This is a genomic window from Pseudotabrizicola sp. L79, assembly GCF_036553525.1.
Lineage (GTDB): Bacteria > Pseudomonadota > Alphaproteobacteria > Rhodobacterales > Rhodobacteraceae > Pseudotabrizicola.
This window is the reverse complement of record NZ_JAZHDA010000046.1, coordinates 220,798-237,767: the sequence shown is the minus strand read 5'-3', so window position 1 is coordinate 237,767 and position 16,970 is coordinate 220,798. Positions and strand designations below refer to the sequence as shown.

Sequence of the window (16,970 nt, the reverse complement as noted above, 5' to 3'; positions counted from 1 at the left end):
GCACCCGATGGGCGCGGCCTTTGTCATTGGCTCTGCGTCAAGATCACAGGCCAAGCGCGCCCTTCACCTGGGCGATCACACCCTCCAGCAGCAGCGGGTTCGAGGCCGCAGCATCCACCGCCGATTTCAGCGTGGTCTTGGTCGCATCATCCAGCGAGGCGCTGTCGATCAGGCCCTTGACGGCATCGGCGTTGAAATTCGCCGGGTCCAGCAGGGCCGCAGCGCCTTCGGTGGCAGCAGTGGCCGCATCACCTGCGGCAGCTGCCGCATCACCGGCAGCCGCAGCCGCATCGCCCGCAGCCTCGGTCGCGGCATCGGTGGCCGCCGCAGCCGCATCGCCCGCCGCATTGGCGGCATCGGTGGCGGCGGTGGCCGCAGCATCGGCCGCATCTGTCACAGCTTCGGCAGCCGCGGCGGCCGCGGCTTCGGCCTCGGCAGCAGCCGCGGCGGCGGCAGCTTCGGCTTCCTGCGCGGCGGCAGCAGCGGCAGCCTCGGCCTCGGCGGCAGCAGCAGCTTCAGCCTCGGCAGCAGCGGCAGCGGCGGCCTCTTCGGCGGCTTTGGCCTCGGCGGCGGCTGTGGCGGCAGCTTCTTCAGCGGCCTGTTGTGCCGGCAGATAGCTGAACTGGTAATAGCCACCCGCAGCCAGAACCAACACGACGGCGCCAATGATAACCGATTTGTTCATAGTCATACTCCCATCTTCCGGGGGCTCCCCGGTTCTGAACCCGATATGGCAGTCCAGCCCCGCGATGAAAAGGGCCTGCGCTGCTTTCCGGCGATCTCTTGGGGGGGAAAAACCGCCAAACGGGCTCAAAACCGCCGAATTGGACGCAGATTCCCTGTCGGATTGCCATTGAATGCAGGGCCGCGCCCGTCTATCTTGCACCCGCAAGACTTAGCGACAGAAGGACCATCACCATAGCTCGCAGACCTCACAACGCCCCGCCGCAACGCGACACGGGCCCTCGTATCAATGATCGCATCCGCGCCACGGAAATCCGCCTGATTGGCGCCGATGGGGAAAATGTCGGTGTCGTGACTCCGGCCCGCGCCATGGCCATGGCCGAAGAGGCTGGACTTGATCTTGTCGAGATCAGCCCCAATGCGGAGCCTCCGGTCTGCAAGATCATGGACTTCGGCAAATTCAAATATGAAACGCAAAAGCGTGAAGCCGAAGCGCGCAAAAAGCAGAAGATCATCGAGATCAAGGAAATCAAGTTCCGTCCCGGCACGGATACCCATGACTACGAAGTGAAAATGCGCTCGGTCATGAAATTCCTGGAGGAAGGCGACAAGGTGAAAGTCACCCTGCGCTTCCGGGGCCGCGAAATGGCCCACCAGGATCTGGGGTTGGAACTGTTGCACCGCGTTGCCGCTGATGTGGGCGATGCTGGCAAGGTCGAATCGATGCCCAAGCTGGAAGGCCGCCAGATGGTGATGATGATCGCGCCCCGCTAGGCGCGCCCTCACCCCGGCATGACAAAGGCGCGCATTTTGCGCGCCTTTTCTTTTGGCCACTGGCCCCGGCGTTGCGCCTATTCCGCGGCCTCGTCCTGCGCCTGCAATTCGGCGGCGCGCTGTTCCACCAGCCCGACAATGTGATCCACCATCGCCTCATTCGACAGCTTGTGGCTTTGCTTGCCCGCCAGATACACCATGCCCGACCCGGCCCCGCCACCGGTAAAGCCAATGTCTGTCATCAGCGCCTCACCCGGGCCGTTGACCACACAACCGATGATCGACAGGCTCATCGGGGTCTTGATATGCTCCAGCCGCTTTTCCAGCGCCTCGACCGTCTTGATCACGTCAAAGCCCTGCCGCGCACAAGATGGGCAGGAAATGATCTGCACCCCCCGCGTCCGCAGGCCCAAGGATTTCAGGATCTCAAAGCCGACCTTCACCTCTTCCACCGGATCGGCCGACAGTGACACGCGGATCGTATCGCCAATGCCCATCCACAACAAATTGCCAAGCCCGATCGCCGACTTCACCGTGCCCGACATCAGCCCCCCGGCCTCGGTGATGCCCAGATGAATGGGCGCATCGGTGGCATCGGCCAATTGCTGATAGGCCGCCGCGGCCATGAACACATCCGACGCTTTCACGCTGATCTTGTATTCGTGAAAATCGGCGTCTTGCAGCAGCTTGATATGGTCCAGCCCCGACTCGACCATCGCATCGGGACAAGGCTCGCCGTATTTGTCCAACAGATGCTTTTCCAACGATCCGGCATTCACCCCGATCCGAATGCTGCACCCATGATCCTTGGCCGCCCGCACCACTTCGGCCACGCGGCGCGCATCGCCGATATTGCCGGGGTTGATGCGCAAACAGGCCGCCCCTGCCTCGGCCGCCTCGATCGCGCGTTTGTAGTGAAAATGGATATCCGCCACGATCGGCACCGGGCTTTCGGCGCAAATCTCGCGCAGCGCCCGGGTGCTGTCCTCATCCGGGGTTGAAACCCGCACGATATCGGCCCCGGCAATCGCGGCACGCTGAATCTGTTCGATGGTGGCGGCCACATCGGTGGTCAGGGTATTGGTCATGGTCTGCACCGAAATCGGCGCATCCCCCCCCACCAGCACCTTGCCCACACTGATCTGGCGCGACTTGCGGCGCTGGATGTTGCGCCAGGGGCGGATCGGGTTATGGGTCATCGGCGGGTTCCTTCACGCTGTGGCGCATAGATAAAGCGTGACGGCCCATACGGCAATGGCCCCCGCAGCGCGAGGGCCATTGGCATGATCAAACAGCACAGGCTTTAGTCTGTCACCGTCACCGGCACGGCCATTTCGGCCACATTGACGATGGCCGCCAACTCTGGATCAGCCGACAGATCAGCCTCGGCGAACTTTTCGGTCAAGGCCTCGGGCGACAGGGCCACATTCTTGACAACCTGCGCACCGGGGGCGGCAGGGCCAAAGGTCTTGCCATTCACCCCAAAATAGACCGAACCCGAATTGCCGGCACGCAAAACCGGCGGTTCTTCCAACTGCGGCACGGCCCAGCGTTCGCCTGCATCCAGAATCTTTTCAAACAGCACCGTGCCATCGGCGGCCTTGACCTGCACCCAAGACGGGCGCACGGCCAGCAACTCTACCCCCGGCTGGGCCTGTGCCACCACCTGAACCGGCGCTTCTTCCAGCGCCTCGGTCAGGGCGGCGGCGACGGCATTGGTCATATCGCCTGCCAAAGCCCCGGTTTCACGCGGGTTGATCCCGGCAATCGGGCCATCGCGCGACGTCATCACCGGCACATCCAGCGCCTGCGGACGATAGAGACGATCCACCCGTTCCGCCTGGGCTACCGGATCAGACGCGGCCAGATCGGTTTCGCCCAAAGCCTCGGGCGCCGAGCGCACCAAGGGCGCAGACCCCGCCACATTGCCCAAGGGATCAATCTCGGCCACCACTGTGGGGGCCTGATCCACCGGGGCCAATTGCACGCGCTGCACCTCTTGCAACACCGACCAGCCGCCATATCCGATAGCCCCGATCAGGGCCACCAACACGACCAAAGACCCGACAGCCCCCGGCTCAACCCGCGCAAACAGGCTTTCGCCACGCGGCACAAAGGTGGCATTGGGGTTGCCCAGCGGATCGCGGAATTCCTGCGTGCTGCGCGCCCGCGCCACGGCCTTGGTGCTGGACGATGCCGCCGCACTCATCCCGTGGGCGACTTCAAACTTTGCCTCATGGCAAAAGCGCATAAAGGCCCAATCCGGGTCCATGCCCAGATAGCGGGCATAAGACCGCACATAGCCAGCCACGAAGCCTTGGGTTTCAAAGGCGGACACATCGGCATTCTCGATCGCGGCGATATAGGCGGCCTTGATCTTCAACTCCCGCTGCACATCCAGCAGGGATTTGCCCAGCGTGGCACGCTCGCCGCGCATGACATCGCCCAGACGCAAATCATAATCGTCAAACCCCTTGGGTTTGTCGGATTCTGTCGTCGAAGGTTTGTTCCTCCGCCCGATCATACGACCTGCCTCATGTGATCCCCGTGTCCCTCAAGTCGCTTTAGATACGACTCATCTGCCTGCGTTTGAGCCAAGCTGTAACATAGCTCAAGACCTTTTGCACATGCGAGATCGGGTCAAGCGCTCGCTTCGGCGCGATTTAGCGCACATTGCTGCCACAGCTTGTCCATCGCACCGATCAACGCGTCGATTTCCTTGGCATCATGCACGGGCGAGGGCGTAAAGCGCAGCCGTTCGGTGCCGCGCGGCACTGTGGGGAAGTTGATCGGCTGAACGTAGATGCCGTAATGTTCCAGCATCATGTCGGACAGCATCTTGCAATGGATGGGGTTACCGACATGCACAGGCACAATATGCGACCCATGGTCGATGATCGGCAGGCCCAGTCCCTTAAGCCGCATCTTCAGAATCCGGGCGTTCAACTGCTGCGTGTCGCGCAGTTTCTGGCCCTCGGCGGTCTTCAGAAATTTCACGCTGGCGGCCGCACCCGCCGCCACCGCAGGCGGCAGCGAGGTGGTGAAAATGAACCCTGGCGCATAGGATCGCACCGCATCCACCATCTTCGCACTTGCAGCAATATAGCCGCCAAACACGCCATAAGCCTTGGCCAAAGTGGCGTTGATGATGTCGATCCGGTGCATCTGGCCATCCCGCTCGGCCACCCCTGCACCACGCGGCCCATACATGCCCACGGCATGCACCTCGTCGATATAGGTCAGCGCGCCAACCTCTTCGGCAAGGTCGCAAATCTCTTTGATCGGGCCGAAATCGCCATCCATCGAATAGATCGATTCAAAGGCGATCAGCTTGGGGGCCTCGGGGTCATCGGCGGCAATCAGTTCGCGCAGATGGGCCACGTCATTGTGGCGGAAGATGCGCTTCAACCCATTGCCGCGCCGCACGCCTTCGATCATCGAGGCATGGTTCAGCGCGTCGGAATAGATGATCAGGCCGGGGAAAATGGCCCGCAGCACCGACAGGGTGGCATCATTTGCGATATAGGCGCTGGTAAAGACAAGCGCGGCTTCCTTGCCATGCAGATCGGCAATCTCGGCTTCCAGCCGCTTGTGATAGACGGTCGTGCCGCTGATGTTGCGCGTGCCGCCCGACCCTGCGCCGGTGGCCTCCAGCGCCTCATGCATCGCGCCAAGAACGGCAGGATGCTGGCCCATGCCCAGATAATCGTTGCCGCACCAAACCGTGATCGGCTTTTGGCTGCCATCGGGACGCGTCCAGGTGGCATGGGGGAAATGGCCCTTTTGCCGTTCAATATCAATGAACGTGCGATAGCGGCCTTCGTCATGCAGACGCTGCAGGGCGGTGTCGAGGGCGGCATCAAAGTTCATCGTCTTTCTCCTTGGCTTGGCCCGGTGCGTTGCGGGCGCTGCCCGGGTTTGTGGCAGTTAAACCAGAACCAACGCGGGCAGCCTTGACTTGCGTCAATTAAAGATGCGGGGAAAGTAGGCAATTTGCCACCCCCTTTATCTCACATTCACAATATATGAATATGTCGCCCCACTACTGGGCAGGCGCAACTTCCAAGACCACGACACAGGGCTCGCCCCCGGCCTTGGCCTGATCGCAGGCCGCGGTTGCGGCCTTGGATGCCGCCGCCGCATCGGGCAATTCGGCCAGGGCAATGGCCGAGGCCACGGGCTGGCCCTCGCGGATCACGCCCTCGGCCGGGGCGGCGGCAAGGGCGGCAAAGCCATCGGCATTGGGCACGAACAGCGCCAGCGCCTGTTCATTCGTCATCACCAGACGCAGCGTCGTCAGCTCATCAGGTGTCAGAAACGGATGCAGATACAGCCGCACCGTTGCATCCCCCAGCACGGCTTCTTCCACTTCGATGGCCTGCGCCACGGCCACAGCCCCGGTCGCAGCCGCACAGATCAGCCCGATGGCCAACCCCCGCCCCACAGTTTTTGCATATCCTGTCATGACAGCCTCTTTGCGCGTTCAAAAAGTCCCCGGCCCGGCCATACACCACGCGCCGCCCTCTGGACAGTCCCCAACCGCCTGTTAGGGTCACGGCCCAGATCACGAATTATCGAACCCAAAGGGGGTCTCATGTCCTTGTCCTCTGTCCTGAACCGCATTGATGCGGATGTGCCGCAGGCGCTTGATCGGCTGATAGAGCTGTTGCGAATCCCCTCGATCTCAACCGACCCGGCCTTCAAGGCCGATTGCGCCCGCGCCGCCGACTGGCTGGTTGACGATCTGAAATCGCTGGGATTTGACGCCGCCAGCCGCCCCACCCCCGGCCATCCGATGGTGGTGGCCCATGGCGGCGGCGACAAAGACGGGGCCGGGCCGCATCTTCTGTTTTACGGCCACTATGATGTGCAGCCCGTCGATCCGCTGAACCTGTGGCACCGCGATCCGTTTGACCCGCAGGTGCAAGACACCCCCAAGGGCCGCGTGATCCGCGCGCGCGGGGCGTCGGATGACAAAGGCCAGTTGATGACCTTTCTCGAGGCGCTGCGGGCCTGGAAAGCCGAATACGGCACCCTGCCCTGCCGCCTGACGATCTTTCTGGAAGGCGAGGAAGAATCGGGCTCGCCTTCGCTGGTGCCCTTTATGAAAGAGCATGCCGCCGAACTGACCGCCGACATCGCCCTGATCTGCGACACGGGCCTGTTTCAAGACACGGCCCCGGCGATCGTCACCATGCTGCGCGGGCTGCTGGGCGAGGAAATCACCATCACCGGCCCGTCAAAAGACCTGCATTCGGGCATGTATGGCGGTGCAGCGGCCAATCCGATCCGGGTGCTGACGCGCATTCTGGGGCGGATGCACGACGATCAGGGCCGCATCACCATTCCGCAATTCTATGACGGCGTCACCGAATTGCCCGATGCCATCCGCCAGCAATGGCAGGCCCTGGCCTTTGATCATGCGCGCTTTCTGGGCGATGTCGGCCTTTCGGTGCCCGCAGGCGAACAAGACCGCACCCCGCTGGAAATGATCTGGTCGCGCCCCACCGCCGAAATCAACGGCATCTGGGGCGGCTATACGGGCGACGGCTTCAAGACCGTGCTGCCCAGCCAGGCCCATGCAAAGGTCAGCTTCCGCCTTGTCGGCACCCAAGACCCAGAGGCGATCCGCAGCCAGTTTCGCGCCTGGGTGCAGGCGCAACTGCCCGCAGATTGCACCGCCGAATTCCACGGCCACGGCAATTCGCCCGCGGGCATCATGGCCATCGACCACCCCGCCTTTGAGGCCGCCCGCACCGCCTTGACCGAAGAATGGGGCCGCCCCGCCGCCTATGTCGGCTGTGGCGGGTCGATCCCGATTGCGGGCTATTTCCAGACGGTTCTGGGCATGGATGCGATGCTGTTGGGCTTTGGCCGCGACGACGACCAGATCCACAGCCCGAATGAAAAATATGACGTCGAATGTTTCCACAAGGGCATCCGGTCCTGGGCGCGGGTTCTGGCCAAGCTGGCGGGCTGACCCCGCCCCAGCCCAGCCGCGCCCCCCCCTTACCCCGGCCCCCTTCACTCCGGCCCGGTCATGCCCGGTGCCGGTGCCCTGCCCAGACGGGGGGCCAGCCGCGCCCCCGCCCCAAAGGATGCTGCGCATGACGCTGACCATCGCCACCGCAACCGCCGCCGACGAGACGGCCTTTCGCCGCCTGTGGCAGGGCTTTCTGGCCTATTACAATCAGCCCGTGCCCGAATCCACCACCGCCGCCACCTGGGCGCGGATCATCGACCCCACCCACCGGATGACCTGCCGCCTGGCCTTTGATGACGGGCAGGCCTTGGGCTTTGCCATTCATCACCACCATTGCTCGTCCTGGGTGCCGGGCGATGATGTGTATCTCGAAGATCTGTTCGTCGATGCTGCGGCACGGGGGCGGGGCGTGGGCCGGGCCTTGATCAACGATCTGATCGCCATCGGGCGCCAGAACGGCTGGCATCGGCTATATTGGAACACCAATCACGACAATGCCACCGCCCGCAGGCTTTATGACAGCTTTTGCCAGGATGACGGCCATATCCGCTATCGCCTGACGCTTTGACACCAGATCGGGCCGCGCTGACCTTGCGAAAACAGCCCCCCCGGTCTAAGGGGACGGCATTCCCGTAGTGATCCAGAGGTTCAAGATGATCCCGCGCTATTCCCGCCCCGACATGGTTGCCATCTGGTCGCCCGAGACGAAGTTCCGCATCTGGTATGAGATCGAGGCCCATGCCTGCGACGCGCAGGCCATGCTGGGCGTGATCCCCAAGGCCAATGCCGAAGCCGTGTGGAAGGCCAAGGATGTGACCTTTGATGTCGCCCGGATCGACGAGATCGAGGCCGTGACCAAGCATGATGTCATCGCCTTTCTGACCCATCTGGCCGAACATATCGGATCCGAGGATGCACGCTTTGTGCATCAGGGCATGACCAGTTCAGACGTGCTGGACACCACGCTGAACATCCAGCTGGTGCGCGCCGCCGATCTGCTTTTGGCCGGGGTGGACCGGGTTCTGGCCGCCCTCAAGGCCCGCGCCTATGAACACAAGGACACCGTCCGCATCGGCCGCAGCCATGGCATCCACGCCGAGCCGACGACAATGGGCCTGACGCTGGCCCGCTTTTACGCCGAAATGGCCCGTGGCCGCACCCGTCTGCTGGCCGCGCGCGAAGAAATCCGCACCGGCGCCATCTCGGGCGCTGTCGGCACCTTTGCCAATATCGACCCGCGGGTCGAAGAATATGTCTGCGAAAAGCTGGGGCTGGTGCCCGAGACGATCAGCACCCAGGTTATCCCGCGCGACCGTCACGCGATGTTCTTTGCCACCCTTGGCGTGATTGCCAGCAGCATTGAAAATATCGCCATCGAATTCCGCCACATGCAGCGCACCGAGGTGCTGGAGGCCGAAGAATTCTTCAGCCCCGGCCAAAAGGGCAGCAGCGCCATGCCGCACAAGCGCAACCCGGTGCTGACCGAAAACCTGACTGGTCTGGCGCGGCTTGTGCGCATGTCGGTGGTGCCCGCGCTTGAGAATGTGGCGCTGTGGCATGAACGCGACATCAGCCATTCCAGCGTGGAACGTGCGATCGGCCCCGATACCACGATCACGCTCGATTTCGCGCTGCACCGGCTGGCCGGTGTGGTGGAAAAGCTGGTGATCTATCCTGACAACATGCTGCGCAACATGAACAAGTTCAAAGGCTTGGTCATGTCGCAGCGCGTGCTTTTGGCCCTGACACAGGCGGGCGTGTCGCGCGAAGACAGCTATCGTCTGGTGCAGCGCAATGCGATGAAAGTCTGGGAAAAGGGCGCCGATTTCAAGACCGAGCTTCTGGCCGATGACGAGGTGCGCAAGGCCCTGTCGGCCGAAGAGATCGAGGAAAAGTTCGACCTTGGCTATCACACCAAGCATGTCGATACGATCTTTGCCCGCGTTTTCGGCGCCTGATGCATCTGTGATCGGCGGGGCCCTGCTGCCCCGCCTGTTTTTTCCCTTGAAAGCTGGGCAATCGTGCTAGCCTCATTCCTGTATCCGGGAATGAGGTTTTTTCATGCGCTTTGCCCTTGCCGCCGTTCTGTGCGCCCTGCCCCTTGCCGCGTTTGCCGCCGGCAGCGATGACACCGAACCGCCCAAGCCCACCGAAACCACCACGAAATGCACCGACGCGCAGGTCTGGGATGAAAAGACCCAAAGCTGCGTGAATGCGCAGTCGGGCCAGTTGGATGATGACACCCGCTTTCAGGCCGTGCGCGAATTGGCTTGGGCCGGGCAACCCGAACAGGCGCTGATCGTGCTGGCCGCCATGACCGAAGGCGAAACCGACCGGGTGCTGACCTACAAGGGTTTTGCCAACCGCAAGGCCGGCCGTCTGGAACAGGGGCTTGACCATTACGCCCATGCGCTGGAGGTGAACCCCGATAATATCTTGGCCCGCAGCTATCTGGGGCAGATGCTGGTCGAGATGGGCGAAATTGCCATGGCCCGCACCCAGCTTGACGAAATCCGTGCGCGGGGCGGCGCCGGAACCTGGGCCGAGGCCAGCCTGTCACAGGCGGTCGGCACCGGGCAAACGCTCAGCTACTGAACGACACAACCACAGGAAAGGACGACCCATGAAGACCAAAGTCACCGCCGCCGTCATTGCCCTGATGCTGGCCCCCTCGGCCATCTGGGCCATGTGCTCGGCCGGCCAGCATGCCTCGTCTTGCGTCGAAGGCATGGTCTGGGATGATGCCAAGGCCGAATGCGTGGCCAAACCCACGACCTGATGCTGCTAACCCGGCCTTAACCGGGCCGGGCCCACCCTGCCCCTGCTGTCAAAACCAACCGCAGGGGATTCGGATGCCACAAGACGCCAGATCACAACCGCTTGCCCGGATCACCCCGGTGCAACGTGCCGTTGCGGTGCCGCCCGGTCGTGCCATGGCCCGCCCCGACCCCTCGCCCCGCGAAAAGGCCGCCATCATCGTGCGGCTGTTGCTGGCCGAGGGCACGCAGGTGCCGCTGGCGGGCCTGCCCGAACATATGCAGGCCGCGCTGACCGAACAGATGGGCCAGATGCGCCTGATCGACCGCACCACCCTGTCCGCCGTCGTCGAAGAATTCCTGGCCGAGCTGGAGGAGGTGGGCCTGTCCTTTCCCGGTGGGATCGAGGGCGCGCTGACCATGATGGATGGCCATATCAGCCCCAATGCCGCCAGCCGCCTGCGCCGCCTTGCGGGCGCTTCGGCCAAGGCCGACCCCTGGGATCGGCTGACCAAACTGCCCGCCGAACGCCTGCTGCCCGTCTTGCAGGCCGAAAGCACCGAAGTGGCCGCGGTGATGCTGTCGAAAATGCCTGTCACCCGCTCGGCCGAACTTTTGGGCAAGCTGCCGGGTGATCGCGCCCGCCGCGTGGCCTATGCCATGTCGATGACCGCGAATGTCGATCCTGAAACCGTGCGCCGCATCGGCCAGTCGCTTTCGGCCCAGCTTGATGCCCAGCCCCCCCGCGCCTTTGAGGCCGGGCCCGTCGAACGGGTGGGCGCCATCCTCAACATCTCCAGCTCTGCCACCCGCGATGACGTGCTGCAAGGGCTGGAGGCTGAGGATGCCGAATTTGCCGAACTGGTACGCCGCGCCATCTTTACCTTCAAACATATCCCCGCCCGGCTGATGCCGCGCGACGTGCCCAAGGTGCTGCGCATGGTGCCGCAAGATCAGATCGTCACCGCGCTTGCCGCCGCCTTGGCCAACGAAACCTTGGCCGAGGTTGCCGAATTCCTTCTGGCCAACATGTCCCAGCGTCTGGCCCAATCCTTGCGCGAAGAGATCGAGGCCCGTGGCAAGCCCAAGGAAAAAGACGGCGAAGAGGCGATGACCCAGATCATCCTGATGATCCGCCAGCTAGAGGGAGCGGGCGAACTGGCCCTGATCACCGAAGACGACTGACCCCCGTTCCATAATCGCCCCCCAAAAACCGCCCCCTTGCCCCGGACCGCCGCACAGCCTAGCGTCGCGCCGGTCAAGGAGCCGCGCAGATGACCCCCCTTCCCACCGCCTCTGAAACCGCCCGCGGCATCGCGCTGATGCTGTTGGCGATTCTGTGCTTTACCGCCATGGATGCAGCGGCCAAGGGGCTGATCCAGCGCTATCCCGTGCCGCAGGTGGTCTGGGCGCGCTTTCTGGGGCAGGTGCTGATCGTCGGCCTGATCCTGCGGGGCGCGGTCTTTGCCGCGTTGCGCACCCGCTATCCGGTGCAGCATCTGATCCGTTCGGCCTGCCAACTGGGCGCAACGGGCTGCTTTTTCGCCTCGCTGCCCCATATCGGGCTGGCCGAGGCGACGGCGCTGACCGACCTGAACCCTGTGTTCATCACGCTGGGGGCGGCGCTGTTTCTGGGCGAAAAGCTGGGGCCGCGCCGCATTGCCGGGGTGATCGCCGCCATGATCGGCGCGATGATCGTCATTCGCCCCGGTGCCGCTGTCTTTACCCCCGCCGCCCTGCTGCCGCTTTGCGCGGCACTGTTCTACACCGCCAATGCGCTTTACACCCGCCACCTTGGCCCGCGTGAAAGCCATTGGACCCCGATGCTGCTGGCCGCGCTGTTCGGCACGTTGGCGACCTCGACGCTGCAACCCTTTGTCTGGCAGCCCGTCGCCATGGCCGATCTGCCCATTTTCGTGCTGATCGGCATTCTTGGCACCGCCGCGCAACTGTGCCTGATCCGCGCCTTTACCGTGGCCGAGGCTGGCGCGGTTGCCCCCTTTGCCTATGTCGGCATCCTGTTTGCGACGGGCTGGGGCATCGTGCTTTATGACGAATGGCCCGATCTGCCCACGCTGATCGGCGCGCTTGTGATCGTGGCGGCGGGTGTCTATGTCTGGCACCGCGAAACCAAGGGGCGCCAGCCGCAGCCGACAGAATGACAGATGCCACCCCCCCCCGCGGCACGGCCCGCCAATGGCTGTCAAATGCCGCCATCCATAGCCTGCTGGCCGTGCTTTTGGCGCTGCCCTATCGCTGGCGCGTGCCGCTGTGTGGTTGGGTGGTGTCGCGCGTCGTCTCGCCGCTGGCGCGCTGGCCGGGGCGCATCCGCGCCAATCTGGCGTTAACCCTGCCCGCCCTGACCGAAGCCGAAATCCGTCAAATGATCCGCGATGTGCCCGACAACATCGGCCGCACGGTAATCGAGATCTATTCGGGGGCCGAATTCATCGACCGCGCCACCCGCCTGCCGCTGACCGGCCCCGGCGTTCCCGCACTCGAAGCGGCGCTGCGCGACAAGCGCCCCGCCATCCTCGCCACCGGGCATTTCGGCAATTACGATGCTGTGCGTGCGGCCTTGATCGCGCGCGGCTATCCCTTGGGCGCGCTGTATCGGCCGATGTCGAACCCGTGGTTCAACCGCCATTATGTGCGCGCGATCGGCACCATCGGCCAGCCACTGTTTGAACGCGGGCGGCGCGGCATGGCGCAGATGCTGAAACATCTGAAATCGGGGGGCATGCTGGGCATCCTGCCCGATCAGCGCATCAATTCAGGCGTGATGCTGCATTTCTTTGGGGTCGAGGCGAAAACCGCCCTCTCGACCGCTGAAATGGCGCTGAAATATGACGCTGTGCTGATTCCCACCTATGCAATCCGTCAGCCCGATGGCCTGTCGTTTCAGATTGTGGTCGATGCCCCCATTGCGCCCGCCACGCCCGAGGCGATGTCACAGGCGCTGAACGACTCGCTGGAACAGGTGATCCGGCGCAACCCCTCGCAATGGCTTTGGGTGCATCGCCGCTGGCGCTAGGCCCTATTCGGCATGGGCCGCGGCCAGCACCTCGGCCGGGCCGATGCTTTGCACAATCACCACCGCCCGGTCACTGCCCACCACATCGGTTGTCAGTTCAAACGGCGCATCACCCGGCCAGTCCGCCACCGCCTGCCAATCGGTCACGATGTTGCGATAGGTCACCGCCTGGCCCGCATTCTCGCCCCGTTTGATCTCGACCGTGGCCTCGGGCAGATACCGCACCACCTGCACCCGCGCGCCCCGCTTCAGCGGCGGATCAGCGACCGCCCGGATCACCAACCGATCCCCCTGCCGCTGCACCGTCAACGTCACCGGAGAGGTCACCATCATCTGCCGCCGGATGCTGTCGGCCACTTTCATCGGATCATTGCCCTCAACCCGGTCCGCGCCCCCCACGATCATCTGGGGGGTATAGATCGTGCGGCTGCCGATCGCGCGCGCATAGGCCTTTTGCCGCTTGGTGAACTGGGGGTCGGCAAAGGTATCTTTCCAGCCGATGTAATCCCAGTAATCCACATGCAGCGACAGCGCGATCACATTGGGGTCTTGCGCCAGTTGCGCCATGAAGTCATCGGCAGGCGGGCAAGACGAACACCCCTGCGAGGTGTAAAGCTCGACCACCACGGGTTGGGTCTGCGCCTGAACCGCCCCGGCCAAGCCCAATACCAGGCCGCAGGCGGCGCTGACCAAATGTCGCATCATGGTATTCCCGTTCCCCTTCGTCTTCCCTTGGTTCTACAAAAGCCCCCCCTCCTGTGCCAATCAAGGTTTTGAGAGTGTTCTGACATGTTGCACAATGCACCACGCTCGGCCACTGTCGGCACCAGCAGCCGCCAGCGCGGCGCGACAATTTTGATCCAAAGGGGGGCTGGATTTTTGGCATACAATTGCATACAACGCCCTCGACTCTCCGGTCCCGGCGCCTTGGCCAGCGCCCGACCCCTATAGACAGCCACCAGCCCAGGAGCGCCAGATGACCGTCACCGTCGGACATGACAGCCAGAAAACCAAGCAGACCCTGACCGCAGGCGGCCAGACCGTCAGCTATTACTCGATCCCCGCCGCTCAGGCCGCCGGTCTGGGCGATTTCTCGCGCCTTCCCGCCGCGCTCAAGGTTGTTCTTGAAAACATGCTGCGCTTCGAAGACGGCAAGACCGTCAGCGTCGAAGACATCAAGGCCTTTGCCGAATGGGCCAAACTCGGCGGCCAGAACCCGCGCGAAATCGCCTATCGCCCCGCCCGCGTGCTGATGCAGGATTTCACCGGCGTGCCCGCCGTGGTCGATCTTGCCGCCATGCGCGACGGCATCAAGGGCCTTGGCGGCGACGCCCAGAAAATCAACCCGCTCAGCCCGGTTGATCTGGTCATCGACCACTCGGTGATGATCGACGAATTCGGCACGCCTCGCGCCTTTCAGGCCAATGTCGATCGCGAATATGAACGCAACATGGAACGCTATGTCTTCCTGAAATGGGGTCAGAACGCGTTCAACAACTTCCGTGTCGTGCCGCCCGGCACCGGCATCTGCCACCAGGTCAACCTGGAATACCTGGCCCAGACCGTCTGGACAGATACCGACCAGCACGGCAATGTCGTGGCCTATCCTGACACGCTCGTCGGCACCGACAGCCACACCACCATGGTCAACGGCCTTGCCGTTCTGGGCTGGGGCGTCGGCGGGATCGAGGCCGAGGCCGCGATGCTGGGCCAGCCCGTCTCGATGCTGATCCCCGAAGTCGTCGGCTTCAAGCTGACGGGCGAGATGATGGAAGGCACCACCGCCACCGACCTTGTGCTGAAAGTCGTGCAAATGCTGCGCAAGCACGGCGTTGTCGGCAAATTCGTCGAATTCTATGGTGAAGGCCTTGACCGCCTGCCGCTGGCCGACCGCGCAACAATCGCCAACATGGCCCCCGAATATGGCGCCACCTGCGGCTTCTTCCCGATCGATGGCGAAACCATCCGCTACCTGCGCGGCACCGGCCGCGAAGAAAGCCGCATCGCACTGGTCGAGGCCTATGCCAAGGCCAATGGCATGTGGCGCGATGAAAACTATGATCCGGTCTATACCAGCACCCTGCATCTGGACATGGGCACCATCGTTCCGGCCATCTCGGGCCCCAAGCGCCCGCAAGATTACCTGCCGCTGACCGATGCCAAGGCCTCGTTCGCGCGCGAAATGGACGCCACCTTCAAGCGTCCGCAGGGCAAGGAAGTGCCGGTCGAAGGCGAAGATTACACCATGTCCTCGGGCAAGGTCGTGATCGCCTCGATCACCTCCTGCACCAATACCTCGAACCCTTATGTTCTGATCGGGGCTGGCCTGGTGGCCCGCAAGGCCCGCGCGCTTGGCCTGAACCGCAAGCCTTGGGTCAAGACCTCGCTGGCACCGGGGTCGCAAGTGGTGTCGGAATATCTTGAGGCCGCAGGCCTGCAAGAAGACCTTGATGCCGTCGGCTTCAACCTTGTCGGCTATGGCTGCACCACCTGCATCGGCAACTCGGGCCCGCTGCAACCCGAGATTTCCAAGGCCATCAACGAAGGTGATCTGGTGGCCACCGCCGTGCTGTCGGGCAACCGCAATTTTGAGGGCCGGATTTCGCCCGATGTGCGCGCCAACTACCTCGCCTCGCCGCCGCTGGTTGTGGCCTATGCGCTGGCAGGCGATATGAACATCGACCTGACCAGCGAACCGCTCGGCATTTCCAAGGATGGCAAGCCGGTGTTCCTGAAAGACATCTGGCCCAGCAACAAGGAAATCGCCGATCTGGTGCATCAGGTCGTCACCCGCGAGGCGTTCCAGAAGAAATACGCCGACGTGTTCAAGGGCGATGCCAAGTGGCAGGGCGTCAAGGTCACCGATTCCGAAACCTACGACTGGCCGGCCACCTCGACCTACATCCAGAACCCGCCCTATTTCAAAGGCATGGCCAAGACCAAGGGCGCGATCAAGAACATCGAAGGCGCCCGCGTTCTGGCCCTGCTTGGCGACATGATCACCACCGATCACATCTCGCCCGCAGGCAGCTTCAAGGCCACCACCCCGGCCGGCAAATACCTGACCGACCGTCAGGTGCCCGTGTCCGAGTTCAACTCTTACGGCGCCCGGCGCGGCAACCACGAAGTGATGATGCGCGGCACCTTTGCCAATATCCGCATCAAGAACGAAATGCTGGATGGGGTCGAAGGCGGCTATACCAAAGGCCCCGATGGCCAGCAGACCTCGATCTTTGACGCCTCGATGGCCTATCAGGACCAGGGCACCCCGCTGGTCATCTTTGGCGGCATCGAATATGGCGCAGGCTCCAGCCGTGACTGGGCGGCCAAGGGCACGGCCCTTCTGGGCGTCAAGGCGGTCATCGCCGAATCGTTCGAACGTATCCACCGCTCGAACCTGGTTGGTATGGGCGTGATCCCGTTCGAATTCACGGGCGGTGACACCCGCAAATCGCTGGGCCTGACCGGTGACGAAGTGGTGGCCATCGAAGGTCTGGAAGGCGATCTCAAGCCGCTCTCGACCGTGCCCTGCCACATCACCTATGCCGATGGCACGGTGAAAACGATCCAGATCAAGTGCCGGATCGATACGGCGATCGAAATCGAATATGTCGAAAACGGCGGCGTGCTGCACTATGTGCTGCGCGACCTCGCCTCGGCCTGATCACCAGCGCCGCGCGGAAAGAACGGCCAGCCTTGCGGGGCTGGCCGTTTTTCTTTGCCCCGGCAGGCCCATCCG

At 63.2% G+C, this 16,970-nt stretch carries 16 protein-coding genes; 10 read left to right on the top strand and 6 right to left on the bottom strand.

All coding sequences use genetic code 11. The features are described 5' to 3' along the window. Positions 1–43: 43 nt before the first annotated feature. Positions 44–685: a hypothetical protein gene (locus V3C85_RS09475; RefSeq protein ID WP_331794839.1), complete on the bottom strand. Its 642-nt coding sequence runs from the start codon at positions 683–685 to the stop codon at positions 44–46. A gap of 98 nt (positions 686–783) precedes the next feature. On the opposite strand from V3C85_RS09475, the gene infC reads away from it, so the two are divergent. Next, a complete protein-coding gene (gene infC / locus V3C85_RS09470) occupies positions 784–1,458 on the top strand; it encodes a translation initiation factor IF-3 (RefSeq protein ID WP_445942003.1) in 675 nt (224 codons plus the stop codon). 77 nt (positions 1,459–1,535) lie between these two features. Here the strand turns inward: infC and ispG are convergent, their stop codons facing one another. From ispG to V3C85_RS09450, 4 genes are all read right to left on the bottom strand, one after another. Beyond that, complete coding sequence (gene ispG / locus V3C85_RS09465) at positions 1,536–2,657, bottom strand: flavodoxin-dependent (E)-4-hydroxy-3-methylbut-2-enyl-diphosphate synthase (RefSeq protein WP_331794838.1); 1,122 nt, start codon at positions 2,655–2,657, stop codon at positions 1,536–1,538. Positions 2,658–2,761: 104 nt separating this feature from the next. Beyond that, positions 2,762–3,982: a helix-turn-helix domain-containing protein gene (locus V3C85_RS09460; RefSeq protein WP_331794837.1), complete on the bottom strand. Its 1,221-nt coding sequence runs from the start codon at positions 3,980–3,982 to the stop codon at positions 2,762–2,764. A gap of 116 nt (positions 3,983–4,098) precedes the next feature. After that, positions 4,099–5,328, bottom strand: a complete 1,230-nt coding sequence (gene hemA, locus V3C85_RS09455) for a 5-aminolevulinate synthase (protein WP_331794836.1) — start codon at positions 5,326–5,328, stop codon at positions 4,099–4,101. Positions 5,329–5,500: 172 nt separating this feature from the next. Further along, positions 5,501–5,923, bottom strand: coding sequence for a hypothetical protein (locus V3C85_RS09450; protein ID WP_331794835.1), 423 nt, complete (start codon positions 5,921–5,923; stop codon positions 5,501–5,503). Positions 5,924–6,052: 129 nt separating this feature from the next. Here V3C85_RS09450 and V3C85_RS09445 point away from each other — a divergent pair, with 129 nt between their 5' ends. The 8 genes from V3C85_RS09445 (at position 6,053) to V3C85_RS09410 (ending at position 13,231) form a co-directional block, all read left to right on the top strand. Continuing rightward, a complete protein-coding gene (locus tag V3C85_RS09445) occupies positions 6,053–7,438 on the top strand; it encodes a M20/M25/M40 family metallo-hydrolase (RefSeq protein WP_331794834.1) in 1,386 nt (461 codons plus the stop codon). 127 nt (positions 7,439–7,565) lie between these two features. After that, the gene (locus tag V3C85_RS09440; protein WP_331794833.1) at positions 7,566–8,009 is read left to right on the top strand and encodes a GNAT family N-acetyltransferase; all 444 of its coding nucleotides are present in this window, start codon (positions 7,566–7,568) and stop codon (positions 8,007–8,009) included. A gap of 85 nt (positions 8,010–8,094) precedes the next feature. Further along, positions 8,095–9,399, top strand: coding sequence for an adenylosuccinate lyase (gene purB, locus V3C85_RS09435; protein ID WP_331795272.1), 1,305 nt, complete (start codon positions 8,095–8,097; stop codon positions 9,397–9,399). A gap of 103 nt (positions 9,400–9,502) precedes the next feature. Then, positions 9,503–10,036, top strand: coding sequence for a tetratricopeptide repeat protein (locus V3C85_RS09430; protein ID WP_331794832.1), 534 nt, complete (start codon positions 9,503–9,505; stop codon positions 10,034–10,036). Positions 10,037–10,064: 28 nt separating this feature from the next. Then, the gene (locus V3C85_RS09425) at positions 10,065–10,220 is read left to right on the top strand and encodes a hypothetical protein (RefSeq protein ID WP_331794831.1); all 156 of its coding nucleotides are present in this window, start codon (positions 10,065–10,067) and stop codon (positions 10,218–10,220) included. Positions 10,221–10,293: 73 nt separating this feature from the next. Next, entirely contained in the window at positions 10,294–11,382 is a 1,089-nt protein-coding gene (locus V3C85_RS09420; RefSeq protein ID WP_331794830.1) for a flagellar motor switch protein FliG, read from the top strand. Positions 11,383–11,471: 89 nt separating this feature from the next. After that, the gene (locus V3C85_RS09415) at positions 11,472–12,359 is read left to right on the top strand and encodes a DMT family transporter (protein ID WP_331794829.1); all 888 of its coding nucleotides are present in this window, start codon (positions 11,472–11,474) and stop codon (positions 12,357–12,359) included. Then, positions 12,356–13,231 (top strand): lysophospholipid acyltransferase family protein, encoded by an 876-nt coding sequence (locus tag V3C85_RS09410; RefSeq protein WP_331794828.1) that lies wholly within the window; start codon positions 12,356–12,358, stop codon positions 13,229–13,231. The genes V3C85_RS09415 and V3C85_RS09410 overlap by 4 nt, the downstream gene beginning before the upstream one ends. A 3-nt stretch (positions 13,232–13,234) precedes the next feature. Here V3C85_RS09410 and V3C85_RS09405 read toward each other — a convergent pair whose 3' ends face one another. Beyond that, positions 13,235–13,933, bottom strand: coding sequence for a DUF1223 domain-containing protein (locus tag V3C85_RS09405; RefSeq protein WP_331795271.1), 699 nt, complete (start codon positions 13,931–13,933; stop codon positions 13,235–13,237). Between the two features lie 274 nt (positions 13,934–14,207). Here V3C85_RS09405 and acnA point away from each other — a divergent pair, with 274 nt between their 5' ends. Continuing rightward, a complete protein-coding gene (acnA, locus tag V3C85_RS09400) occupies positions 14,208–16,895 on the top strand; it encodes an aconitate hydratase AcnA (RefSeq protein WP_331794827.1) in 2,688 nt (895 codons plus the stop codon). Positions 16,896–16,970: the final 75 nt, after the last annotated feature.

What these genes read in the sequence shown, in the direction of transcription:
- V3C85_RS09445 (WP_331794834.1), top strand. Translation starts at nt 6,053, where the DNA reads ATGTCCTTGTCCTCTGTCCTGAACCGCATTGATGCGGATGTGCCGCAG.
- purB (WP_331795272.1), top strand. Translation starts at nt 8,095, where the DNA reads ATGATCCCGCGCTATTCCCGCCCCGACATGGTTGCCATCTGGTCGCCC.
- ispG (WP_331794838.1), bottom strand. Translation starts at nt 2,657, where the DNA reads ATGACCCATAACCCGATCCGCCCCTGGCGCAACATCCAGCGCCGCAAG.
- V3C85_RS09405 (WP_331795271.1), bottom strand. Translation starts at nt 13,933, where the DNA reads ATGCGACATTTGGTCAGCGCCGCCTGCGGCCTGGTATTGGGCTTGGCC.
- hemA (WP_331794836.1), bottom strand. Translation starts at nt 5,328, where the DNA reads ATGAACTTTGATGCCGCCCTCGACACCGCCCTGCAGCGTCTGCATGAC.
- V3C85_RS09415 (WP_331794829.1), top strand. Translation starts at nt 11,472, where the DNA reads ATGACCCCCCTTCCCACCGCCTCTGAAACCGCCCGCGGCATCGCGCTG.
- V3C85_RS09440 (WP_331794833.1), top strand. Translation starts at nt 7,566, where the DNA reads ATGACGCTGACCATCGCCACCGCAACCGCCGCCGACGAGACGGCCTTT.
- V3C85_RS09420 (WP_331794830.1), top strand. Translation starts at nt 10,294, where the DNA reads ATGCCACAAGACGCCAGATCACAACCGCTTGCCCGGATCACCCCGGTG.
- V3C85_RS09460 (WP_331794837.1), bottom strand. Translation starts at nt 3,982, where the DNA reads ATGATCGGGCGGAGGAACAAACCTTCGACGACAGAATCCGACAAACCC.
- acnA (WP_331794827.1), top strand. Translation starts at nt 14,208, where the DNA reads ATGACCGTCACCGTCGGACATGACAGCCAGAAAACCAAGCAGACCCTG.
- V3C85_RS09425 (WP_331794831.1), top strand. Translation starts at nt 10,065, where the DNA reads ATGAAGACCAAAGTCACCGCCGCCGTCATTGCCCTGATGCTGGCCCCC.
- V3C85_RS09410 (WP_331794828.1), top strand. Translation starts at nt 12,356, where the DNA reads ATGACAGATGCCACCCCCCCCCGCGGCACGGCCCGCCAATGGCTGTCA.
- V3C85_RS09475 (WP_331794839.1), bottom strand. Translation starts at nt 685, where the DNA reads ATGAACAAATCGGTTATCATTGGCGCCGTCGTGTTGGTTCTGGCTGCG.
- V3C85_RS09430 (WP_331794832.1), top strand. Translation starts at nt 9,503, where the DNA reads ATGCGCTTTGCCCTTGCCGCCGTTCTGTGCGCCCTGCCCCTTGCCGCG.
- V3C85_RS09450 (WP_331794835.1), bottom strand. Translation starts at nt 5,923, where the DNA reads ATGACAGGATATGCAAAAACTGTGGGGCGGGGGTTGGCCATCGGGCTG.